General features: G+C 60.8%; 19 protein-coding genes. 13 read left to right on the forward strand and 6 right to left on the reverse strand.

The features are described from left to right. Window positions 1–78: 78 nt before the first annotated feature. Window positions 79–2,001 carry a dihydroxy-acid dehydratase gene (gene ilvD / locus H6F58_RS10710; RefSeq protein WP_195181738.1) on the reverse strand — a complete coding sequence of 641 codons (1,923 nt, stop codon included), beginning with the start codon at window positions 1,999–2,001 and terminating at the stop codon, window positions 79–81. A gap of 84 nt (window positions 2,002–2,085) precedes the next feature. Between ilvD and H6F58_RS10715 the strand changes: the two genes are divergently transcribed. Both H6F58_RS10715 and H6F58_RS10720 read left to right on the forward strand, forming a co-directional pair. Continuing rightward, complete coding sequence (locus H6F58_RS10715) at window positions 2,086–2,865, forward strand: helix-turn-helix transcriptional regulator (protein ID WP_195181739.1); 780 nt, start codon at window positions 2,086–2,088, stop codon at window positions 2,863–2,865. A gap of 190 nt (window positions 2,866–3,055) precedes the next feature. After that, window positions 3,056–4,231 carry a hypothetical protein gene (locus H6F58_RS10720; RefSeq protein ID WP_195181740.1) on the forward strand — a complete coding sequence of 392 codons (1,176 nt, stop codon included), beginning with the start codon at window positions 3,056–3,058 and terminating at the stop codon, window positions 4,229–4,231. A gap of 21 nt (window positions 4,232–4,252) precedes the next feature. Here the strand turns inward: H6F58_RS10720 and H6F58_RS10725 are convergent, their stop codons facing one another. Beyond that, a complete protein-coding gene (locus H6F58_RS10725) occupies window positions 4,253–5,011 on the reverse strand; it encodes an alpha/beta hydrolase (protein ID WP_195181741.1) in 759 nt (252 codons plus the stop codon). Window positions 5,012–5,129: 118 nt separating this feature from the next. On the opposite strand from H6F58_RS10725, the gene H6F58_RS10730 reads away from it, so the two are divergent. Genes H6F58_RS10730 through H6F58_RS10750 form a run of 5 tightly spaced genes read left to right on the forward strand, consistent with a single transcriptional unit; the run spans window position 5,130 to window position 10,794 of the window. After that, entirely contained in the window at window positions 5,130–5,855 is a 726-nt protein-coding gene (locus tag H6F58_RS10730) for an NUDIX domain-containing protein (protein ID WP_060701357.1), read from the forward strand. Window positions 5,856–5,901: 46 nt separating this feature from the next. Beyond that, the gene (nadA, locus tag H6F58_RS10735; protein WP_195181742.1) at window positions 5,902–7,182 is read left to right on the forward strand and encodes a quinolinate synthase NadA; all 1,281 of its coding nucleotides are present in this window, start codon (window positions 5,902–5,904) and stop codon (window positions 7,180–7,182) included. Then, on the forward strand, window positions 7,179–8,786 hold the full coding sequence (locus tag H6F58_RS10740; protein WP_146274929.1) for an FAD-dependent oxidoreductase: 1,608 nt from the start codon (window positions 7,179–7,181) through the stop codon (window positions 8,784–8,786). Before nadA ends, H6F58_RS10740 begins: the two co-directional genes overlap by 4 nt. Then, on the forward strand, window positions 8,783–9,649 hold the full coding sequence (nadC, locus tag H6F58_RS10745; RefSeq protein ID WP_348536392.1) for a carboxylating nicotinate-nucleotide diphosphorylase: 867 nt from the start codon (window positions 8,783–8,785) through the stop codon (window positions 9,647–9,649). Before H6F58_RS10740 ends, nadC begins: the two co-directional genes overlap by 4 nt. Then, window positions 9,646–10,794: a cysteine desulfurase family protein gene (locus H6F58_RS10750; protein ID WP_195181743.1), complete on the forward strand. Its 1,149-nt coding sequence runs from the start codon at window positions 9,646–9,648 to the stop codon at window positions 10,792–10,794. Before nadC ends, H6F58_RS10750 begins: the two co-directional genes overlap by 4 nt. On the opposite strand, the gene H6F58_RS10755 is transcribed toward H6F58_RS10750, so the two are convergent. Next, window positions 10,791–11,735, reverse strand: a complete 945-nt coding sequence (locus H6F58_RS10755) for an NAD(P)-dependent oxidoreductase (RefSeq protein WP_195181744.1) — start codon at window positions 11,733–11,735, stop codon at window positions 10,791–10,793. The two genes, H6F58_RS10750 and H6F58_RS10755, sit on opposite strands and share 4 nt — an antisense overlap. A gap of 124 nt (window positions 11,736–11,859) precedes the next feature. On the opposite strand from H6F58_RS10755, the gene H6F58_RS10760 reads away from it, so the two are divergent. The 4 genes from H6F58_RS10760 (at window position 11,860) to H6F58_RS10775 (ending at window position 17,257) form a co-directional block, all read left to right on the forward strand. Further along, the gene (locus H6F58_RS10760) at window positions 11,860–12,918 is read left to right on the forward strand and encodes a D-2-hydroxyacid dehydrogenase (protein WP_244652536.1); all 1,059 of its coding nucleotides are present in this window, start codon (window positions 11,860–11,862) and stop codon (window positions 12,916–12,918) included. Continuing rightward, on the forward strand, window positions 12,918–13,736 hold the full coding sequence (locus H6F58_RS10765; RefSeq protein WP_146274933.1) for an IclR family transcriptional regulator: 819 nt from the start codon (window positions 12,918–12,920) through the stop codon (window positions 13,734–13,736). Before H6F58_RS10760 ends, H6F58_RS10765 begins: the two co-directional genes overlap by 1 nt. Before the next feature lie 201 nt (window positions 13,737–13,937). Continuing rightward, window positions 13,938–15,416, forward strand: coding sequence for an MFS transporter (locus H6F58_RS10770; RefSeq protein WP_195181746.1), 1,479 nt, complete (start codon window positions 13,938–13,940; stop codon window positions 15,414–15,416). A gap of 434 nt (window positions 15,417–15,850) precedes the next feature. After that, window positions 15,851–17,257, forward strand: coding sequence for an SH3 domain-containing protein (locus tag H6F58_RS10775; protein WP_195181747.1), 1,407 nt, complete (start codon window positions 15,851–15,853; stop codon window positions 17,255–17,257). Between the two features lie 110 nt (window positions 17,258–17,367). Here the strand turns inward: H6F58_RS10775 and H6F58_RS10780 are convergent, their stop codons facing one another. Continuing rightward, a complete protein-coding gene (locus H6F58_RS10780; RefSeq protein WP_206693617.1) occupies window positions 17,368–18,801 on the reverse strand; it encodes a D-alanyl-D-alanine carboxypeptidase family protein in 1,434 nt (477 codons plus the stop codon). 462 nt (window positions 18,802–19,263) lie between these two features. Here H6F58_RS10780 and H6F58_RS10785 point away from each other — a divergent pair, with 462 nt between their 5' ends. Both H6F58_RS10785 and H6F58_RS10790 read left to right on the forward strand, forming a co-directional pair. Further along, complete coding sequence (locus tag H6F58_RS10785) at window positions 19,264–19,773, forward strand: N-acetyltransferase (protein WP_195181749.1); 510 nt, start codon at window positions 19,264–19,266, stop codon at window positions 19,771–19,773. Between the two features lie 68 nt (window positions 19,774–19,841). Then, window positions 19,842–20,318 carry an SRPBCC domain-containing protein gene (locus H6F58_RS10790; RefSeq protein WP_195181750.1) on the forward strand — a complete coding sequence of 159 codons (477 nt, stop codon included), beginning with the start codon at window positions 19,842–19,844 and terminating at the stop codon, window positions 20,316–20,318. Window positions 20,319–20,331: 13 nt separating this feature from the next. Here the strand turns inward: H6F58_RS10790 and H6F58_RS10795 are convergent, their stop codons facing one another. Then, complete coding sequence (locus H6F58_RS10795) at window positions 20,332–20,925, reverse strand: dihydrofolate reductase family protein (RefSeq protein WP_195181751.1); 594 nt, start codon at window positions 20,923–20,925, stop codon at window positions 20,332–20,334. Window positions 20,926–21,021: 96 nt separating this feature from the next. Beyond that, complete coding sequence (locus H6F58_RS10800) at window positions 21,022–21,714, reverse strand: hypothetical protein (protein ID WP_195181752.1); 693 nt, start codon at window positions 21,712–21,714, stop codon at window positions 21,022–21,024. Window positions 21,715–21,792 lie beyond the last annotated feature (78 nt).

Consider the following 21,792-nt stretch of genomic DNA (forward strand, 5'->3'; position numbering starts at 1 on the left):
TAAATACAGCGAATGCCGGGTCAGCCACTAGGCTGATCCGGCATTCGCTGTGTGCTGGGTATTCCAGCGGGGACTGAACTAGGCTTGAGCGCCAGCCCGTGACGCTGCGGCTTCGCGCTCGTCGGCTTCACGCAGTGCGCGCTCCACGCGGTCAACGTCGCGGACCGCGCCCTTGTCTGCGGACAAGGCCATGGCTGCATAGGCACGCAGCGCAGGGGAGACCACGCGCTCGCGGCTTGCAGGGCGGTAGCCGGTGGTCGCGATCAAGCGCTCGCGGCGTTCGGCCAAGACCTCTTCGGAGACGTTCAGGGTCAGCTCGCGGGTCGGGATGTCGATGGAGATGGTATCCCCGTCTTCCACCAACGCGATCATGCCGCCGGAGGCTGCTTCGGGCGAGACGTGTCCGATGGACAGGCCCGAGGTGCCGCCGGAGAATCGGCCGTCGGTGATCAGCGCGCAGGACTTGCCCAGGCCGCGTCCCTTGAGGAACGACGTCGGGTAGAGCATTTCCTGCATGCCGGGACCGCCCTTGGGGCCCTCATAGCGGATGACAACAACGTCGCCTTCCTTGACCTGCTTGTTCAGGATCTTCTCCACTGCTTCATCCTGTGATTCGCAGACCACTGCCGGGCCGGTGAAAGTCCAGATCGATGGGTCCACGCCTGCGGTCTTCACCACGGCGCCGTCCACGGCGATGTTGCCGCGCAGTACGGCCAGGCCGCCGTCCTTGGAGTAGGCGTGCTCGACCGAACGGATGCAGCCGGCTTCCGAGTCGGTGTCCAGCGTTTCCCACTGGGCCGACTGCGAGAAGGCGGTGGAAGAACGCACGCCACCTGGGCCTGCATGCCACAAGGCGCGGGATTCTTCGCTAGCGCTGCCGCCGCGGATATCCCATTCGTCGAGCCATTCGCCCATGGTGGCGGCGTGTACGGTGTGGACGGTTTCATCCAGCAGTCCGCCACGGCGCAATTCGCCGAGGATGGCAGGAATGCCACCGGCGCGGTGGACATCTTCCATGTAGTAGATCTTGCCGCCTCCGGCAGCGTTGGGCGCTACCTTGGCCAGGCATGGCACGCGGCGGGAGACTGCGTCGATTTCATCCAGGCCGAAGTCCACTTCGGCCTCGCGGGCCGCGGCCAGCAGGTGCAGGATGGTGTTGGTGGAACCGCCCATGGCGATATCCAGGGCCATGGCGTTGCCGAAGGCTTCGACGGTGGCGATGCTGCGTGGCAGCACCGAATTGTCGTTCTCGCCGTAGTAGCGGTTGGCGATGTCCACCACCACCTTGCCGGCGTTCTGGTACAGGTCCTTGCGGGCGGTGTGGGTGGCCAGCGTGGAACCGTTGCCCGGCAGCGACAGGCCCATGGCTTCGGTCAGGCAGTTCATCGAGTTCGCGGTGAACATGCCGGAGCAGGAGCCGCAGGTCGGGCAGGCCGATTCCTCGATGCGCAGCAGGTCTGCGTCCGAGACGTTTTCGTTCACTGCTTCGGAGATTGCGTCCACCAGGTCCAAGGTGCGCACGGTGCCATCGACCAAGGTGGCGCGGCCGGCTTCCATCGGGCCACCGGAGACGAAGACGGTAGGGATGTTCAGGCGCAGTGCGGCCATGAGCATGCCCGGGGTGATCTTGTCGCAGTTGGAGATGCAGATCAGCGCGTCGGCGCAGTGGGCGTTGACCATGTATTCCACGGAGTCCGCGATGAGATCGCGGGAGGGCAGCGAGTAGAGCATGCCGCCATGGCCCATGGCGATGCCATCATCGACGGCGATGGTGTTGAATTCGCGGGGGATGCCGCCGGCAGCCTCGATGGCTTCGGAAACAATGCGGCCTACCGGCTGAAGGTGGGTGTGCCCGGGAACGAACTCGGTGAAGCTGTTGGCCACGGCGATGATTGGCTTGCGGCCAAGATCTGCGCCATTAACGCCGGCTGCGCGGAACAGTGCGCGGGCGCCAGCCATATTGCGGCCATGGGTAACGGTGTGTGAACGAAGTGTGGTCATTTTAAAATCTCACCACAATTTTGTTCCCAAACCCAGACGGTGACGATACTAGTAGTACTACTACCATGATAATGAGGTTTGGTTATGAATGCAGGTCAGCGCCGTCGCGAGGAATTGGCGGCATTCCTCAAGGACCGCCGTGCACGTGCCGACAGGGCATCGCACGGATTGCCGGAGGTTGGCCGAAGCCGGGTGCGCGGTTTGCGCCGCGAAGAAGTAGCCACTCTGGCCGGGGTTTCCGCCACCTGGTACACGTGGCTGGAACAGGCCCGGGACATCAACCCCTCGCGCCAGGTGATGCAGTCGCTTGCACGCCTTTTCCGCCTGAGCGCCATAGAAACCAGCTATCTCTTGTCATTGGCTGGGCACGGCGAAGTGGCACCGGAAGAATCCAGTGCCATGACCCCTGCCTTGCAGCGTTTGCTGGACGTGATGGATTTCCCGGCTTTCCTGCTCTCAGCCGACTGGGCCATCATCGGCTGGAACGCCGAATACGCGCAGTTGTATCCGAGGATCAGCACCGTGGAAGCCGAGGACCGGAACTTGCTGTGGCTGGTCTTCACCGACGCGCAGCTGCGCGACATGCTTCCCGACTGGGAGAAGCAAAGCCGCGGATTTGTCGGCAGCTTCCGTGCCGAAACCAGAGGATGGCTCAGCCCTTCGGGAGAAACGGGAATTGTCGCGCGAGTCTCGGCGGCTTCAACGCAGTTCGCAGCCATTTGGAATGAACGGGATGTCGCGGGCTTCCAAACGGGGGAGCGGCTCTTCCGCCACCCCGTTAAAGGGCTGACCAGATACGAGCAGCACAACCTGACCCCGGCGGAGGCTCCGGACCTGACGCTGCTGATGTATACGCCGCTATAGGAATGTTTCATAACTGGTTTCGAACGTTCATTGAACGATTTTGATAGTTTTATCTATTCTGGATAACCTTCTACCACATACAGATTATTTACCTGATGAATTTATTTGTTCATAAATTATGAGGAGTGTGCTCTTGGGGTCAAGGGATGTAAACGAAATATCTTCGCGTATAAATTCGCTTCGAATGCTCATGAAGCAGCTTGAAGAGCGCTGGATGAATGACGCAAGTTTTGGTAACTTTCCCCGTGAGTTCCCCAATTTAGTAGTTGACTTCTCGTCCCTCCTGAGTTGGCCGGGGCTCCCTGAAAGAATTCTGCGCACGCCCCCATCTTTTCAGGTCCAATTTGACGGGGCGCTTGATCTATTAGTTCAATCATTATCGTTAGCCGGCTACCAACGTCCAAATGCCAAGCTCATCACAAAGATCATTTCCGGAATAGTTGCGCTTGCCCCTTATTTTGATTTTATTACGCGTAGGAATCATGGTGACGATGATCAAATATCCGTTCTTCAAGAGCGGTCCAATTCGCTTCATATGACGTTGCGAAAAATCGACCCCAAATATATGCAGGATCCTGATAGCACTAATCATGAAGATTCTGCATTCCATAATGAGGATCGCGAGCTGTTACAAGCGCGACTGGACACGTCAGAAACCAAGCGTAGGATTGCCGAAGAAAAAGCTGCGCAAGCTCGTCGGCAAACCGAAAATTTAGGGAACAAAGTGGGGCAACTGATTTCAGTTGTAAATGAGTTGGAACGAAAATCTGCTGCGGACGTGGAAGCACGCTCGAAGTTCGAAGCACTCGTTGCGTTGGCTAATCGGACCGTTGATGAAATTGGGCATATTAAGAAAACGGCAGAATCATTATCCTCAGAGGCTGCTGACAACGTAATGTCAGGAAACTATGGTCAGCTCGCGAAAGATCATGAAAATAGCGAATTGAAATTTCGAGCAGCGGCATTCTTCTTGTTTGGTATCGCATCCGTAGGAGCCGCTCTCGTTGCGTGGAATGTTGGATGGTTTGGGTACGAGCAACTAAACGTCCCCATCTGGGTGAGTTTTGCTAAGAAGATATCGGTATCACTTGGTATAGCTGGAATTGGACTGTACAGTTCGCGGTTGGCGGCGCATCATCGCCGGTTGGCCGTTTGGTCCAAGAGTCTAGGGGTCCAGTTGAAGACACTGGAATCATATTTGGCCGGTATAAGTGATGACAGGCTGAAAGATGGAATTCGCGAGCAGTTTGCCAAACTAACGTTCAGCGGACCTCCTGACTTAATTCTGACGATGAAGGGCCATGGCGACGAACGTATCGTTTCAGCGGTTGCCGGAGCGGTTGCCGATTCATTGCGAAAAGAGTAATGCCACGATTTACTGTGTAATTTACTTATATTTTCTCTCTAAAAACATTCGAGCCGTTTCTTTGAATTCGCGGCTGGTTACCCCGTTGGCATGATTGCGTCCTGCCAGCCACAGCACCTCGTTGGGCGTGCCCGCATCCTTGAGCAGGCGGCGCAAGCGCGGCATCGTCGTTGCCAGATCGTCCTGGTCGCCAGCTACCAGAAGCGTTGGCGCCGAAGGGACTTTCGCCGCGGGATCATAGGGTTCCGTCTTGATCGCTTCAATCAGGTCAAACAGGGCCGCCAACTCATTGCTCGGCTCCGCGGCAGCGATCTTCATGATGGTGGCGGTGTAGTCGTCGTTGATCGGCTCGCCGGTGGCGACGTTGGCCTTGGCCTGGGCCAGCTCGAACGCGGCCAATGGGTCTGCGGCGCCGGGGCCGCCCATTACAAGGTGCTCCACCAGATCGGGGTTGAATGCCGCGAACTCCCAGGCGAGGCGGGATCCCAGCGAATAGCCGATGACGTCCACGGGTCCTTCATCCAATTCCATGACGATGGCGGCCAGTGCCTGGCGAATCTGGCTTGGCGCCCAGCTTCCGACATTGCGCCGGGGGTCGTTGCCATGTCCCGGGAGATCCACGAGCAGTACATTGCGTCCGGCATCAGTGAAATATTTCAGCCATCGAGAACGCTCCCAATTCAATTCGCCGGATGAGGCGAAGCCGTGGATGAACAGCGCGGATGGGCCGTTCACCTCGGCGTTTGCGCGTATCACTCGAAGATTCAGATCCAGTGTCATGCCTTAGATCATAGGCCATCACCACTTGGTTCCAGGACCGGGGTTAGTGTCGCCAACGACTTAATGTCACAATGACTCTAACGATATTCGGCGCAGTGGAAATGAGGCAGGAAGAACAATGTCATCGGCACCGGGATGGGCGAACGTCAACGAACGCCGCAACCTCCCACCTGCCCTGGCCGTCTCGACGGTCATCCTGGGCATCAGGGAAGGGCAGGACGGCGGCCCGGACAAGCTCTGCCTGCCGCTGGTGCGCCGAATTCGCCAACCGCACGCAGGATTGTGGGCACTGCCCGGCGGGCCGGTCGATGCCCGCGAATCCCTGGGCCAGGCAGCCGGGCGGAACCTGGCCGAGACCACCGGCCTGCGGCCGAGCTACCTCGAGCAGCTCTACACCTTCGGGGATATCGACAGGTCGCCCACCCATCGACTGGTAACTATCGCCTACTTCGCATTGCTCAATGCGGACCAGGTCGGGGCGACGGTCCAGGACGAGAACGTGGCCTGGTTCGATATCGATGATCCGGGCATTGCCCAGCTGGCCTTCGATCATCGCAAGATTGTTGACTACGCGCTGTGGCGGCTGCGCAATAAAACTGAATACGGGCAAATCGCGCATCGACTCTTGGGGGAGCGATTTACCCTGGCCGCCCTGCGTGGCGTCTATGAAGCCATCCTGGGCAGGAGGCTGGACCCGGCAAATTTCCGGCGCACGCTGAAAAATACCGCCACCATCGAGGCCACCGATGAATACCTTGCCGGCGGGCAGCACCGCCCGCCTCGCCTTTATCGCTACGCAGGCCATGGCCCCGACCCGCTGGAAGTCGACCCAGCGCAAGCCTAGAACTTTTCACCCGCTTCAACCCTTATTCGCATGAAATGGACAACCCATGAGCACCCAACTCACCGGCAGCAACGAATCTGTCGCACAGAACATCACCCGGCTGAACCTCTTGGCCCCAGGCTCCACCTGCTCCACGGACCTCGCCGCCAACCCATGGGATACCCCGGCAGGATACGGGCCGGGCGCCTCCCAGGAGGACAAAGTTCCAGCGGGCTACCCGGTGCAAGGCTCCATCCCGGAAGAGTACTTGAAGGCCGGCGATGCCGAGCTTGACGCCCGCATCCTGGCAGCCAAGGAAACCCTCGGCGACAGGGCAGTGATCCTCGGGCACTTCTACCAGCGCGATGAAGTGGTGAAGTACGCGGACTTCGTGGGCGATTCCTTCCAGCTGGCCAATGCCGCCTTGACCCGCGACAAAGCCGAAGCCATCGTCTTTTGCGGTGTGCACTTCATGGCTGAAACCGCCGATATCCTCAGCCGCGATGACCAGTCGGTGATCCTGCCCAACCTCGCCGCCGGCTGCTCCATGGCTGCTATGGCCGACGGCCCCAGCGTCCAGGCTTGCTGGGATGAGCTCACCGCGCTGTACGCGGATGAAGAAGACGACGGCCGCATGCCGGTGATCCCGGTGACCTACATGAACTGCTCGGCAGAGCTCAAGGCCTTTGTCGGCCGCAACGGGGGATTGGTCTGCACCTCATCGAATGCAGCCACCGTGCTGGAATGGGCTTTTGAGCGCGGGCGGCGGGTGCTGTTCTTCCCCGACCAGCACCTGGGGCGCAACACCGCCAAGGCCATGGGCGTGCCGCTGGAACAGATGCCGATGTGGACCCCGCGCAAGGAATTGGGCGGAAACGATCCGCAGACCATGCAGGATGCCAAGGTGATCTTGTGGCACGGATTCTGCTCTGTCCACAAGCGCTTCACCCCGGCGCAAATCACCAAGGCCCGCGAGGAATTCCCCGGCGTGAAGGTGATCGTGCACCCTGAATGCCCCATGGAGGTGGTTGATGCCGCGGACGCGGCCGGCTCCACCGACTACATCCAGAAGGCCATTGCCGCGGCCGCCGAGCCCACGGTCTTCGCCATTGGCACCGAGATCAACATGGTCAACCGCCTGGCAGCCCAGTACCCGCAGCACACCATTTTCTGCCTGGACCCGGTGATCTGCCCCTGCTCCACCATGTACCGCATCCACCCCGGCTACCTCGCCTGGGTGCTCGAGGAACTGGTCGCCGGGCGGGTGGTCAACCAGATCACCGTGCCTGCCGAACAGCAGGGCGACGCGAAAATTGCCCTGGAGCGCATGCTGGCAGCCAAGCCATGAGCCCAAGAACGCTGGCAATTATCGGCTCAGGCGTCGCTGGATTATGCGCAGCCCTGGAGGCGGCGCGCCTCGGCCTGCCGGCCATCCTGCTCACCAAGCAGCAGCTGGGCGACGGCAATAGCTCCTGCGCCCAAGGCGGCTTGTCCGCCGTGACCGCGCAAGGCGAAGCCGCGGGGGACGCCGTGGCCAGCCATGTCGCCGACACCCTGCGTGCCGGAGCCTGGCACGGCGGGGCAGAAGCAGTCCAGGAACTCTGCGCTTCGGCAGCAGGCCTGGTGAACACGCTCGAAGAGCACGCGGTGCAGTTCGACAAGGACGCCTCCGGGAACTACCAGCTGGGCCTCGAAGCGGCGCACAGCGCCCACCGCATCCTGCATGCCGGAGGGGATGCTACCGGTGCCGGGCTGGTGGCCGCCCTGACCGCGGCGGTGCGCTCGGCCGAGCGCCGCGGGCAGATCGACGTCATCGAAAACGCACTGGTGGTGGACCTGGACTTTGCCGGTGCCCACCGGCGAACCGTGCACTATCTACAGGGGGATCGTTCCCTGGAGCTGGATGCCGACGCGGTGCTCTTGGCGACCGGCGGGCTGGGCTCGCTGTATGCCGCGAGCACCAACCCGCAGGGAGCCACCGCCGACGGCATCGGACTGGCCGCTCGCGCCGGCGCCGTGATCAGCGACCTGGAATTCATCCAGTTCCACCCGACCCTGGTAGACCCGCAGCTGCACCCGCAGGCCGGGATGATCAGCGAGGCTGTGCGCGGCGAGGGAGCGGTGCTGGTCAACGAGCTGGGCCAGCGGTTCATGCTCGAGCTCGACGAACGGGCGGATCTTGCGCCCCGGGATGTTGTCGCACGGGCAATCCACGCCCAGTACCAGGCAGGCCACCAGGTCTTCATCGACGCCCGAGCGGTGGAAACCCTCAAGGGCGCCGGGTTCCTGGCTCGCCGCTTCCCGTCAATCACCGCGCGGTTGAAGGCCTGCGGGCTGGACATGGCCCTGGCCCCGATCCCGGTGGTGGCCGCCCAGCACTATGCCATGGGCGGGATCCACACCGATACCCGCGGGCGCACCAGCATCCCGGGGCTCTATGCCGCCGGCGAATGCGCCAACACCACGGTGCATGGCGCCAACCGGCTGGCCAGCAATTCGTTGCTGGAAGCCATGGTCTTCGCCCGCAATGCCGTGAACGCCATGGGGGCCGATGCGCCAGGGCGCGCCTGCGGCATCGGCGAACTCGTGGTGGGCCAGCTGCCCGCAGTGCAGGCCCAGGCTCCCCTGGAATTGCCGCAGCTCCAATCCCTGGCCAGCGAGCACCTGGGTGTTTACCGCACCGGCGAAGGGGCGGAACAGCTGATCAGGGTGCTCGATGCCAGTGCGCCGGTCGCCCAGGACCAGCGCGCGCTCGTTGAACTGGACAACCTCCACACCTGCGCACGGATGATCGCCTATGCGGCGAAACAACGAACCCAGTCCCTGGGCGCCCACCATCGCGTGGACGCGGCCAGCCAGGACAATACCGGGAACACCGTTCGCTACGGCTGGGTGCTCGATAGCGCGCAGCCGATGATCCGCCAGCTTGAAAACAAGGAAGTACACGCGTGAACCAGCCAATCCATCCGGTGCCTCTTGCCGCCATCGACCGCATCCTGGCGATGGCCTTTGCCGAGGACCATCCCCGCGGGGACCTGACCGCAGACACCATCGTGCCGGTGGATGCCCGCGCCACGGCCGTGGTCAGCGCCCGGGAACCGGGAGTGCTCGCCGGCGGCCTGGTCTTTGCCCGGGCCATGGCAACGCTCAATGAGAACATCGAAGTCACCCAGCTGGTCGCGGACGGCGAAAAGTTCGCGGCGGGAGATGAGCTGCTCAAGGTCGAAGGCCCGGCAGCATCGGTGCTCAGCGCCGAGCGCGTGGCACTGAACCTGCTGCAGCGCATGAGCGCCATCGCCACCGCAACCCGCGAGCTGGTTGACCTCGTGTCGCATACCAAGGCCCGGATTGCCGATACCCGCAAGACCACTCCGGGACTGCGGGTCCTGGAGCGCTATGCGGTGCGTTGCGGCGGAGGAGTGAACCACCGGGACAACCTCTCCGAAGCCTTCATGGCCAAGGACAACCACCTGGCCTTGCTCGGGGAAGGCGAAGAGCTCACCGCCGCCCTGGAGGCAGTGCGCGCCCGGCTGGGGCACACTACCGCAATGGAAGTTGAAGTTGACCGGATCGAGCAGATCCCCGCGGTCCTCGCGGCCAAGGTGGACATCATCATGCTGGACAACTTCGACCTGGCAGACATTCCCGACGCCATCGAGCTGATCGGCGGGCAGGCAATCATCGAGGCCAGCGGCACCGTCAGCGCCAGCACCGCAGGAGCCATTGCCGAGACCGGCGTGGACATCATTTCCAGTGGCGCCATCACCCACTCGGTGCGGGCCATCGACCTGGGCTTGGATATGGTTATTGCATGATCTACATGGACGCGGCCTCAACCGCCCCGCCCCGCCAGGAAGTCCTCGACCTGGTCACGCCGCTGCTCACCAGCAACTTCGGGAATCCCGCGTCGCGCCATGAGCTGGGCCATCAAGCCAAAAGGGCCAATGACTGGGCCCGGGCCCAGGTGGCCGGCCAGCTGGGTGTTGGCGAAGGTGAAATCTACTTCACCTCTGGCGGAACCGAAGGGGATAACACCGCGGTGATCGGCGGTGCCCTGGCCAACCCCCGGGGCAAAGTGGTCCTCAGCAGCGCCATCGAGCATCCTGCGGTGATGGAAGCCTGCGCCTACCTGGCCGCAATCCACGGCTTCACGCACAAGCTGATCCCCGTCGATGAATATGGCATGGTCGATGTGCGCGCCGCCAAAGACCTGATTGACGACCAGGTCGCCCTGGTCTCGGTGATGTCGGTGAACAATGAAGTGGGCACCATCCAGCCGATCAGGGAACTGGCCCAACTGGCGCATGATGCCGGGGCGCTCATGCACACCGATGCGGTGCAGGCCGCCGGCTGGCTGGACCTGGCTGAGCTGGCCTCGCACGTGGATGTGCTGAGCCTGTCGGGGCACAAGATCGGTGCGCTGAAAGGCAGCGGCGCGCTGTACATCAGTCACCGGTGCCAGGTCCTCCCGCTGCTGCACGGCGGCGGGCAGCAAGGAGGCCAGCGTTCTGGCACCGAAAATCCGGCCGCGTCCGTTGGCATTGCCCGGGCGCTCCAGCTCTGCGCCGAACAGCGCCAGCAAGGGGCCGGAGACAGCTATGGGAACTATCTGATCGACAGGATCACCAAGGAGCTGGAGGCGGCAGCCCCGGGACTGGTCCAGCTCACCGGCCACCGCGAGCAACGCATCGGCGGCATTGTTTCCTTTGTCTTCCCGCGCACCGCAGGGGAAACGGTGCTCATTGAACTGGAACGCCGCGGAGTGCTGTGCTCTTCAGGCTCGGCCTGCTCTGCGGGGAGCACCGACCCCTCGCCGGTGCTCACCGCCATGGGCTACGACGAGCAGCTCGCGCACACCGCGGTCCGCCTCTCCTTCACCCGGGGCACCAAGGAGAACGAAATCAGCCAGGTGGCCAGCGCCGTGGTGGCCACCGTGAAATCCTTGGTGGCCGGAGCCTAGCGCCCGGAGATGAAGCGCTTGGTGACCGAAATATCCCGGTCGCCCAGCCCGGCCTCAATGACCTCGTCGATCGCCTGGCGCAACACCGGAAGCAGGACGGCATGGGTGCCCGTGGATTCTGCGATCTCGTGAGCCCCCGCCAGATCCTTGCGCATGTACTTGATCGCCCCCGACGGCGAATCATCCCCGCTGACCAGCCGGTCTTTCCGGCTTTCGAGCAAGCGCGAGGCGGCATAGCCGTGGCCCAGCAGGTTCCACATCGATTCAAGATCCAGTCCGGACCGCTCGGCCAGCACCGAGGCTTCGCCCAGGGCAAAGATCGTGGCGCTCACCACCAGCTGGTTGCAGGCCTTCGCCACCTGCCCGGCGCCGAGCTCGCCCAGGCGTACCGGAGTCCCGCAAGGGGCAAGAGCCTGCGCCGCCCGGGCACATAGTTCGCCAGTGCCACCGAGCATGATGGACAGGGTTCCCTGCGTAGCTCCGTCTTCTCCGCCGGAGACCGGGGAGTCGACGACCGCTATGCGCTCGCCGTAGCTTGCCGCTAATTTATCTGCCAGGGCCCGCACGCCGGGCGCCGAACAGGTGGAGCCAATCAGCAGCAGCAATGGCGGGGACGCGGGATCGCGGTGCTCGAGTCCGGCCAAAATGCCGTCGGGCGCTTCGAGCGCCTGGGCGATTTGCGGCAAGTCCGGGAGCATCAACAGGATTTCATTGCATTCGGCGGCCAGCTGGGCAGGATCATCTGCCCAAAGAATGCTGCCGGGGCCAGCACCGGCAGGCAATGCGGAATTCAGATCTGCCAGGACAGATTCTTTGGGACGGCTCGATGCCACGCGGACCGTTCCGTGCGCTGCTGCCAGCAGGCGAGCCATGGGGCGTCCCATGGCGCCCAATCCGATCACGCCGAGAATGGATGGGGGATTCGGGGAGGCTGAATTCATCGACAACTCCTTTGTTGGGTGGTGGCAGTGCCAGCACGACATCAATGGTCAATATAGCGAACTCTGTTCAATATACTGTCCATAGCGCTATGCTGTCACTCGACGGAAAGAAAAGGAAGCGATGATGCCAACAACACAACGCCTGCGCGTGGGAATTGCCGTAGATTTGCCGGCTGCGGACCTGGAGCTGATGCGGGAACTCGAACCACGTTTGGATTTCATTTATGAACCCGAACTCTACCGGCCGCAGCGCTGGCACGGCGACTGGGAAGGCGAGCCCTCATTCAGCCGCACGCCGGAGCAAGCGGAACGCTACCACCAGATCCTGGCGTCCTCGCAAGCGCTTTTTGGCATCCCGGATGTGAATCCCGGGCTATTGCAGAAAACCGTCCGCGAGAATCCGGATCTCCTCTGGGTGCATACCACTGCCGCCGGTGGCGGCGCCCAAGTGAAGGCCGCAGGGCTGAATGCCGATGAGCTTGACCGCGTCACCTTCACGACAAGCGCCGGTGTCCACGGCTCGACCCTGGCGGAGTTTGCGCTTTTCGGCGTGCTGGCTGGCGCGAAGAATCTTCGAAAGCTGGAAGCCGACCAGGCGCGGAAAAACTGGCCTTCGGAACGCTGGCGCATGCGCCATCTTGATGAGATGACGATTCTCGTCGTTGGATTGGGCGGAATTGGAAAGGCGGTGGCTGAACGCTTCAAGGCTTGCGGTTCCACTGTCTGGGGCACCTCGCGCAGCGGCAAACCGGTATCCGGCGTGGATCGGCTGATCGATCCCTCGCAGCTTGCTGCCGCAGCCGCCGAGGCAGATGCCATCGTCGCAACCCTTCCAGGTACGGGAAGCACCGAAGGGCTGCTTGGCTCCGAGGTCTTTGAAGCTGTTAGCGAAGGAACGATTTTTGTGAACGTCGGCCGCGGAACAGTAGTGGATGAATCGGCCCTCATTCCAGCACTGGAAGCCGGGCGCATCGGATTCGCTGCCTTGGATGTAGTGGCGCAGGAGCCATTGGCGCCGAATAGTGTTTTGTGGGATCACCCGAACGTTTTGATTAGCCCGCATACCGCGGCATTGAGCAACCAGGAAACCACTCGAATTGCCCGGCTTTTTGCGCACAATGCCACCTGTTTGCTTGACGGGCAGGTATTGCGCAACAAGGTGGATACCGTAGAATTCTACTGATGACAAGCGTAAACGAAGTAGCTGATGGTGCTGGGGAGCGGAGTGCGCGCGACCCCGCGCCCGCGGTGACGCGCGCAATCGGAATCCTTGGCTTACTCGCCGAAGCCGATGGCCGCGCCCTTTCGCTCAGCGAGCTTGCGCGCACTCTGGGCATTGCCAAATCCTCCTGCGCCAACCTCTGCCAGGCATTGGAAGATGGCGAGATGATCCGGCGCACTGGCGACGGTTTTGGGCTGGGGCGCCGCAATGCAGAACTCGGCGGAGCTTATTCCCTCCAGTTCAACCAGGTGCGCGAATTCTTCGGACTGATCTCCTCATCGCCGACCTTGCGTGGAGAGCTGGTGCAGATTGCCATGCTCGACGGTGCTGATGCACTGTATTTGGCCCGCCATGAAGGGCGCACCCCTTATCGCTTTGGCGCCCCTTTGGGTTCCCGCCTGCCTGCGGCTTTCAGCGCCACCGGCAATGCGCTGCTCCTGTCGTTGGGCGATGACCAGCTCGCGGAGCTGATGGATGGCGTTCTGCCGATGCGCAGCGGCATTGACGGCCTTGAAGTGACCGCCAAGGATCTGCGCCAGCGCCTTGCTGTTGCACGCGAGCGCGGATTTGCGGTGGATGAAGGGCATTCAACCAGCGGCGTGACCGGCGTGGCGGTGCCCCTGGCCGCCTGGTCTCCTGGGGATCCTCCCTTGGCCCTGGGAACCGCCATGCCTTCGGACCAGGCTGATCCGGTGCGTGTGGCCGCGATTGGCACCGCCTTGCGCGAGGTGGCTGCCCGGCTAGAAAATCCCTGGAGGGCGCGCACGGCACGCGACTAAAACGCCGCGAGGAAGCCAGCCGGATAAGAGGTTCACGGCGCCGCCACATCGTCCCGCTTACAGCGGGACGATGGGGCGGCGCTTTTTCGTGTTCCGGATTCTCCCCAAATTTAAGCGTCCACTATGTTGTACACCGTTCGCTATGCTGGTATCTTCAATGCAGGAAGTAGTGATGCGATTCACTCGTCGAAGGAGACCTCCATGAATACAACACCAGAACAGGCCGCTGGCTCCGGTGGGGCAGCGCTCGATGCGCACTACGCCAAGAACCTGCAGCGGGCGACCCTAGCCTCCAGCATCGGCAGCGCATTAGAGTATTTCGACTTTGCTCTTTATGGCCTCGCCACCGCACTGATTTTCAATGTGCTGTTCTTCCCCCAGGGGGACCCTGCCATGGCCACGGTCGCAGCATTCGCGACCTTCGGCGTCGGCTTTGTCGCTCGTCCTTTCGGCGGATTGTTCTTCGGAATGCTTGGCGACCGGCTGGGGCGAAAAATTGTCCTGATCATCACCATCATGCTCATGGGCGGAGCATCGACACTTATCGGCGTGCTTCCAACCTATGAAACGGCTGGCATCTGGGCGCCTATCCTGCTGGTGCTGCTGCGCCTGCTCCAGGGCTTTGGCGCTGGTGCGGAACAGGCAGGTGCCACGGTCTTGATGGCGGAATACTCGCCAACTGCCCGTCGCGGATTCTTCTCGGCACTGCCATTTATCGGTATTCAGGCCGGAACCCTGCTGGCAGGCATTGTCTTCTCATTGCTGACCATGCTTCCCGAAGAAGCGCTGATGAGCTGGGGCTGGCGAGTTCCGTTCTTGGCATCCTTTGCGCTGATCATCCTGGCCGTGCTCATCCGCTCAAAGCTGGAAGAAACCCCAACCTTTGTTGAGATGGAAAAGCGGGAACAGGTTTCAGAGCACCCGCTGCGCGAGCTCTTCCGCACCGGCTTCCCAGGCGTGCTGGTGGGAATCGGACTGCGCATGGCCGAAAACGGCGGTTCCTACATGTTCCAGGGGCTGGCCTTGAGCTTCTTCGTCACCGTTGTCGGTCCAGAAGCCGACAAGGGATTGCTGACCTGGGGTGTCACCATTGGTTCGCTGATCGGTGTCTTCACCGTCCCATTGGCTGGCGCGCTTTCCGATCGTTTCGGACGACGCATCATCTACCGTGCCGGAGCAGTCTTCATGCTGGTGTACTCCTTGCCGGCATGGTGGGCTCTGACCTTGGGCAGCCACGTCCTGGCTATCGCAGTGATCGCGATTGGCATTGGCTTCGCCGTGGCCACGATGCTTGGCCCGCAGTGCGCCATGCTTCCGGAACTGTTCGGCAGCCGCCACCGCTACCTTGGCGTGGCCATGGCTCGCGAACTTTCCGCCGTCCTGGCTGGCGGCCTGGCTGGCGTGCTTGGTGCGTACCTGATTGCCATCACTGATGGCAACTGGCTGGTGCTGGGACTATACATGACGGTATTGGCTTCCATTACGGTGGCTTCCACCTTCCTCGTTCCTGAAACCCTGCGCAGGGATCTGACCCGTACCGATGACGCCGTCAAGATTTCATCGGTCGAGGCCGGCGATGACGTGTGGCTCAACGGGAGCCAGGGAGCAGGAGCTTCTGCCGTATCCGCGCGAACCTCTTTCACTGTGGACCGGGACTCGATTACCGCTGACGAGCACTAGTCCACAGCAACGATAAGCGTCAAAAATAACGCAGGAACTCCGGGCAACTCGGTTGCCCGGAGTTTTTGCGTTGGCTCGACGCGTCGCTGCCCCAACCCAGGTATGCAGACTCCGTCTCCGCGAAGGCCAACCGGATATTGGCCTCTGCCCAATTGATTCAGCTGGATTTTGACTACTGAAAAGTAGCAGGCGGAATGCAATCCTGTTCATCAACCTCGGAATCGGGCGCTGATTTGGCCCATTGCAGGTGCGCGGACGGGCGAGATGTGGCAAAGTTACAACAAGAACGTAGACCCATTTGGGGCACGATACCGGCGCAGTCTCGTGACTGAGGCCAAAACCAAGTCAACTCGCATCACTCTGGCCCGGGGAACGCTGCAACACGCGCGCAATGCGCAAATGAGTCCACCCCGATTCACGACAAGAAGGACCTAATGAGGATTCCTGGACGCACCGCCGCTGTGGCGCTGGCCCTAACCATGACCATTGGAACGGGTGCTCAAGCTACCGTGGCTACCGCTGCCAATGCTGAGGTTCCCAAGTCATTGCCTACGAGCAAACTGAATGTTGTCGCGGCGAAGTCCACTATTGCCAAGCGCTCTACAGCGAACCTTCGCATGCGTGCCAAGGCGACGACCGCTTCGGCCACCTTGGCTGTCATTCCCAAGGGCACCAAACTCGCGGTCTTGGCGACCAGTGGCAAGTGGAGCAAGGTCAAATACGCTGGCAAGACCGGCTGGTCCTCCAATTCATACTTGGAAGCCGTCGCGACATCGTCAAATTCGAGCAGCGGCACCCTTCGCTACACCACGGCGAACCTGAACCTGCGTACCGGAGCTGGAACCGGGTATCGCACTGTGGGGATCATCCCCAAGGGCGAACGCGTTACCGTCCTGCAAACTTCAGGTGGGTGGGCCAAGGTCCGATCGTCAAAGGGGACCGGCTGGTCCAGCCTTGGCTACCTCGAGCCCGCAGCCAGCTCCTCTAACCCACCGAAGCCTAGCCCTGAATCGTCACCCACCACGGGATACACGACGGCCAGCCTGCACCTTCGAACCGGGGCGGGAACCAGCTACCGTTCCGTTGGCGTGATTCCCGCGGGCGAAAAGATCAAGATTTATCGCTACTCGGGCAACTGGGCCCAGGTATCCTCGTCCAAGGGAACCGGATGGGTCAGCAAGGCCTATCTTGGCAAGGCCCCGTTGAGCCAGAAGCCGCAGCCAGAAGGTCCGTCCTCCACGGTCGCCTACGCGTCCGTTGGCGTAAACCTGCGATCCGGTGCAGGTACCGGGTACCGGGTGCTTGGCGTCGTCCAGGCGGGCGAGAAGGTCACCGTTCGCTCTTCCTCGAACGGCTGGTCCAAGGTCTCCAGCCGGATCGGCAGTGGCTACATCAGCTCCAAATACCTCACTTCCTCTCAGCTGCAGGGCGTGCGCAGCGATACCCAGCTGGTCATGGATACGGTTCGCCGGCTTTTCGCCGGCGATTTCACCTCGCTGGGCACGATTCGTGCCGGCTCGACCGGACACAGTTCCGGAAGAGCCGTGGACGTGGTCATGGCGAACTACAAGAGTGCATCCGGCATTCAAGCTGGCGATCGCATTGCCCGGTTCCTCTTGGATAATCGCCAGCAGTTGGGGATCAGCTACCTGATTTGGCAGGACAAGATCTGGTTGTCTGCCAAAAAGGGCTGGGAGCCTTACTCCACCTCTGGCAAGTACGGCACTCAATTCACCAATAACTGGACAGACACCACCAAGCACATGGACCACATCCACGTGGAAACTCATGGTGAGTCGGCCACCGGCGGAGCCTTGAATTACCGGGCGCTGAACTACTAGTACTAGTTCTGGCCGACAGGCCGTGACCGGAAAACAGTTGGCAACTCAACCGCGGCTGTGCCCCCTTGGCAATAATGCCCAGGGGGCACAGTCGTAGTCCCATGACTGGTTTAGCGCAGGTACTTGCCCGACACCCAGCCCGTCTTGGACGAGTACTTGACCTTGTACCAGCCAGACTTCTGGGTACCGGTCAAAGCCACCTTTTTGCCCTTGGGGATGGTGAGCACCACGCGATGATTTGTTCCTGCACCGGTGCGCATATTCAAATTGGCGATGGTCTTCTTGGAGGCAGTTTTCGAGCTGGACTTCTGCTTCTGGCTCTTAGACTTGGGCGCCGAGTCGGAGAAGCCGCTCAGGTATTGGCCCGAAACCCATCCTGACTTGCCTGCGTACGCTACTGGGTACCACCCGGATTTCTTGGATCCGGTGATGGCCACCTGCTTGCCGCGAGGAATCGTCAAGATGACCCGGTTCCCCGTGCCAACTCCGGTGCGCATGTTCAGATTCGCGGTGGTCTTGGCGGACTTGGATTGAGTGCTTTTGGGCTTGTTGTCCTTGGAGCTTTCCTTTTTCTTCGTAGTGGAAGGCATCGATACGTCGCGCAGGTAGGTTCCGGATACCCATCCGGTCTTGGAGCTGTACCGCACCTGGTACCAGCCCGATTTCTTGGAGCCGGTCAGCTGTACGCTTTTGCCTCGCGGGATCGTGAGCAGAATCCGATTGTTCGTGCCTGCACCGGAGCGCATGTTCAGGTTCGCGGTGGTTTTTGCGGTGCCCTTGGACTTCTTGCCAGAATTGTTCTTGGACCCGTTGCCGGCGACGCCATAGTAGGCCTCGAGAGTTTTTGCGCCTGAATTCTTGTAGCTCTTGGCCAGCGTGGTGCCAAGGTAGCGGAAATGCCATGGCTCGTAGGAGTAGCCGGTGACTGATTCTTGTCCCTTGGGATAGCGGAGGATGAAGCCGTACTTGTGGCCATTCTTGGCGACCCATTTGCCCACAGGAGTATTGGCGAAGCAAGCCTGCAGGCCGCATGCGCGGTTGTGGTTGCCAACGTCGATGGCCAGCCCGGTTTGGTGCTCGCTGGTTCCGGGAATTGCCGAGATTTTGGATGCGTAGCTCTGGCCGTAGATGCGGGTGTAGTAGTTGTACAACTCAGCCTGGCGGGCGTAGGAACGATAGCCGCTGACGGCTCGAATGCGCACGCCATCCTTGGCCGCAGCTTTGACCATCTTGGAGTACGCGGAGGCTGCCGAGGATTTCAGCCGAACATTGGTGCCCTTGACGGCCACGGTTTTCGGAGCGTATTTTTTCGGGCTCAACGGGTAGTTCCTATTAACGAAGACGTCCGTTTTGCCTGGATCGCGCTGGATCTTCTTCGAAGCAATCTGCACGGCGGAATCCATCGTGACTGACTGCGCAGCGACTTCCGCCGGGGCAGGCACCACCGGATCAGCTGTCGCAGGGGATAGCGGCAACACAGCGGCCATGAGCGCTGCTGGCAAGATAGCGGACAGTGTGATCTTTGAGGCATGAGACTGTTTCATTGGTCCTCCACTGCAGGTGATGAGCGATGCGAAATTCATTCCACCACCATTTGCAGGCCGATACAAGGTTTCTGCAATTGGTTGATGATGAATGGACTAACCAAAATGCTCAAGTTTTGGGCCTGTTCATCATTTGGTTCGGAGGCTTGCGTTGGCTATGGGAGCTCGCCCCGTTGGCAAGTCGTAACTGCCCCCGGAATCGCTCTTCACCTGAGGCAACTCGATCCAGGCAGAGGCGGGATCGATGCGGGCGTCAAAGTCGAATAAACGGGATCGACGCCTTGCCCTCCTTGCATTGACGGCGAATTTCATGGCCAAAAGTGAACCCCAGGTGAACAATCTTTCAGCGCATTTAACCTGTTGGCATTGGTCGTAAAAATTTCAGGTTTCGTGCCAGTTAAGAATCGATCAAAACGCCGGCTGAATTTTCCTCGGTCGGCGAGGTTTGGTAGGTTTGCGATCATGCATATCCGTCCTGAAGTCTTTGATGACCGTGCAGCGGTGTATGCAGTAACGCATGCTGCCTTTGCTGGAATCGACCCAATGGTTGAGCCCGAGGAAGTCGGATTGCTTCAGAATCTGTTCGACTGCGAAGAATATGACTCGCGCTTCTCCCTGGTTGCCCTTGACGATTCAGTGGTCATCGGCCACGTCATTGCCACTTGGGGGATCATCAACGGTGAACCCCTGCTGGGGCTTGGCCCGCTGGCTGTTGCCCCGGAGTACCAGCATCGTGGTGTGGGCTCGATCTTGATGCAAAGCATTCATGACCGGGCCGAGGCGGAATCCTTGAGCGGAATCGTCCTGTTGGGCGCCCCTGGATATTATCGCCGTTTCGGGTACGAACCGGCGGAAGCCCGCGGGATTGCCCCGAGCGATAGCAGCTGGGGCGAGCACTTCATGGTGCGCGTATTCAATGAATCAAAACTGCCTCAAGGCGGCTTCCAATACGCCAAGCCTTTCGGTGTTTGACTAAGCAATCAGCTGGGAAAAGCTCTGCAGCTATTGTCTGGAAATGGCATCAGGCGTAAACATGGAACATGTCATCAGATGAAGAGCTAGAGCAACTGTCATTTACCGTTTCGGGATTCATTTCCAGGGCGGTGACCCAGGTTTATGAGGCCGTCGCAGATCCCGCCCAACTGTCGAGCTACTTCACGACCGGCGGAGCGCAAGGCCGGCTGGAAGCCGGAACAACAGTCTCGTGGGACTTCCACGATTTCCCCGGCGCGTTCCCGGTGAAGGTGGTCGACACCGAATTTCCCCGCAGGATTGTCGTGCAGTGGGGCGCAGAGCATGCCGCTGCTGAAGACCAGATGACCACGGTGACGTTCGAATTCACCTCGGTGGATGACAGCACCAAAACCAAAGTGGAGATCACCGAAAGCTCGTGGCAGGCCAACCCCGCCGGCGCCAAGGCGGCCTTTGGCAATTGCATGGGATGGACCGGCATGCTGGCCGCGATGAAAGCCTGGCTGGAGCACGGGATCAACCTCCGAGAGGGCTTCTACAAATAAATCCCAGCAGTTCCTAGCGCCGACGCCGGTAGTACACGTGAGTGGCCAGCGTTGTTTCGCGACGCGAGTACCGGTCCATGTGGGTTTCGATATTTTCTACGGTGATGGCTTCGCCTCGCCCCAACTTGATGGGCGCAATATGAAGCCGCAGCTCGTCGATGAGGCCCGCGTTCAGGAACTGCACGATGGTGTTGGCGCCACCGGCGATGGCCACTGGCTGTTCGCCAGCGGCTTCTTGCGCCTCGGAGAGCGCTTCGTGGATTCCCTCGGTGACGAACTGGAAGCTGGTCCCGCCGTCGAGGCGAATCAGCGGCCGGGGGTGGGTGCTGAGCACAAAAACCGGTGCATGGTATGGCGGATTATCTCCCCACCAGCCGGTCCAGTCCGTTGAATGATGGCCAGGAGGCGGGCCGAACATGTGGCTTCCCATGATGAATGCGGCGGCTTCGGTGATTGCCGCGATTTCCTCGGCATTTTCTTCGGTGCGCTCGAATTGCCAGCGATGCAGTTCTTCTGCGCCCTCGCCGAGAGGGAACTGCATGCTCTGATGGGGTCCTGCGCAAAAACCATCAGAAGATACTGTCACATCGCAAGTAACTGGCCCCATCGCCTACTCCTCAAATCTTCAACCGCAGTACTGGTTCTGCAGATATTCCTACAGTGAACCGGTCACCGCGCAGATGCAAGCAGTATTGGGCGATGATTATTTTTCGGAGCTGTCCTGTTCATTGTCGCTGGAGCCATTCCACAGCGTTGAGGAGTGCTTCTTGACGAGGGCAGCCTCTAAAAGCATGGCCGCTTTGCGGTGAACGCAGGGCACCCACCGCACTTCCAGGTTCAACCGGTCGATGGCTCGACGCGCCATGCGTTCTACGCTTTCGGGGCGACCGGCTTCGGCCTCGTGGACGAATTGGGCCAGCCATGCTGAATCGGCCAGCGCCAAATTCATGGCATATTTTCCAAGGCCCGAGGTGGCGCCCATGCCGCTGGAGTAGACCTTCAAGCGTCCACGCAGGCCCTTGCCGTTTCGCTCGCCGGCTTGCCCGAGGTACAGCGGGGGATTCTGCTCCTGGCCGCGTTCCCGAACGACATAGACTCCGGGCAGAACTGGCGCTTGTTCGGCGGACTGTTCGAAGGGGATCCACTCGGACCATTCCAGCGCATCGAGGGTGGCATCATCGATGGGGAGCAGCGGTGCGTCTATGCCGGGCGCCCCGGCAAATTGCAGTTGCTGCAACAGGCTTGGGTGCAGATGCCAATTTCCGCCGGGCTTATTGGGGATTTGCACCGCGCCCTTGGGGCGATGCTTTCTCAGGTAGCTTCGGAGATCCTTGGTTTCGACGCCGAGTTGGCTGGCTGCTACGTCGAGGCTCAGCAGCTGCTCGTCCTTCAACAATGATCTTCCTTCTGTTTTGAACTGAACTTTCAAGCAACGTGCGTGCCTGCTCCCATGGTGCAAGAATACCCGGCAGGA

Source organism: Glutamicibacter sp. FBE19 (genome assembly GCF_015524875.1).
Classification (GTDB): Bacteria; Actinomycetota; Actinomycetes; order Actinomycetales; family Micrococcaceae; genus Glutamicibacter; species Glutamicibacter halophytocola.

What these genes read in the sequence shown, in the direction of transcription:
- H6F58_RS10730 (WP_060701357.1), top strand. Translation starts at nt 5,130, where the DNA reads ATGTCATCGGCACCGGGATGGGCGAACGTCAACGAACGCCGCAACCTC.
- H6F58_RS10715 (WP_195181739.1), top strand. Translation starts at nt 2,086, where the DNA reads ATGAATGCAGGTCAGCGCCGTCGCGAGGAATTGGCGGCATTCCTCAAG.
- nadA (WP_195181742.1), top strand. Translation starts at nt 5,902, where the DNA reads ATGAGCACCCAACTCACCGGCAGCAACGAATCTGTCGCACAGAACATC.
- ilvD (WP_195181738.1), bottom strand. Translation starts at nt 2,001, where the DNA reads ATGACCACACTTCGTTCACACACCGTTACCCATGGCCGCAATATGGCT.
- H6F58_RS10775 (WP_195181747.1), top strand. Translation starts at nt 15,851, where the DNA reads ATGAGGATTCCTGGACGCACCGCCGCTGTGGCGCTGGCCCTAACCATG.
- H6F58_RS10760 (WP_244652536.1), top strand. Translation starts at nt 11,860, where the DNA reads ATGCCAACAACACAACGCCTGCGCGTGGGAATTGCCGTAGATTTGCCG.
- H6F58_RS10750 (WP_195181743.1), top strand. Translation starts at nt 9,646, where the DNA reads ATGATCTACATGGACGCGGCCTCAACCGCCCCGCCCCGCCAGGAAGTC.
- H6F58_RS10720 (WP_195181740.1), top strand. Translation starts at nt 3,056, where the DNA reads ATGAAGCAGCTTGAAGAGCGCTGGATGAATGACGCAAGTTTTGGTAAC.
- H6F58_RS10755 (WP_195181744.1), bottom strand. Translation starts at nt 11,735, where the DNA reads ATGAATTCAGCCTCCCCGAATCCCCCATCCATTCTCGGCGTGATCGGA.
- H6F58_RS10790 (WP_195181750.1), top strand. Translation starts at nt 19,842, where the DNA reads ATGTCATCAGATGAAGAGCTAGAGCAACTGTCATTTACCGTTTCGGGA.
- H6F58_RS10770 (WP_195181746.1), top strand. Translation starts at nt 13,938, where the DNA reads ATGAATACAACACCAGAACAGGCCGCTGGCTCCGGTGGGGCAGCGCTC.
- H6F58_RS10795 (WP_195181751.1), bottom strand. Translation starts at nt 20,925, where the DNA reads ATGGGGCCAGTTACTTGCGATGTGACAGTATCTTCTGATGGTTTTTGC.
- H6F58_RS10740 (WP_146274929.1), top strand. Translation starts at nt 7,179, where the DNA reads ATGAGCCCAAGAACGCTGGCAATTATCGGCTCAGGCGTCGCTGGATTA.
- H6F58_RS10780 (WP_206693617.1), bottom strand. Translation starts at nt 18,801, where the DNA reads ATGAAACAGTCTCATGCCTCAAAGATCACACTGTCCGCTATCTTGCCA.
- H6F58_RS10765 (WP_146274933.1), top strand. Translation starts at nt 12,918, where the DNA reads ATGACAAGCGTAAACGAAGTAGCTGATGGTGCTGGGGAGCGGAGTGCG.
- H6F58_RS10785 (WP_195181749.1), top strand. Translation starts at nt 19,264, where the DNA reads ATGCATATCCGTCCTGAAGTCTTTGATGACCGTGCAGCGGTGTATGCA.
- H6F58_RS10725 (WP_195181741.1), bottom strand. Translation starts at nt 5,011, where the DNA reads ATGACACTGGATCTGAATCTTCGAGTGATACGCGCAAACGCCGAGGTG.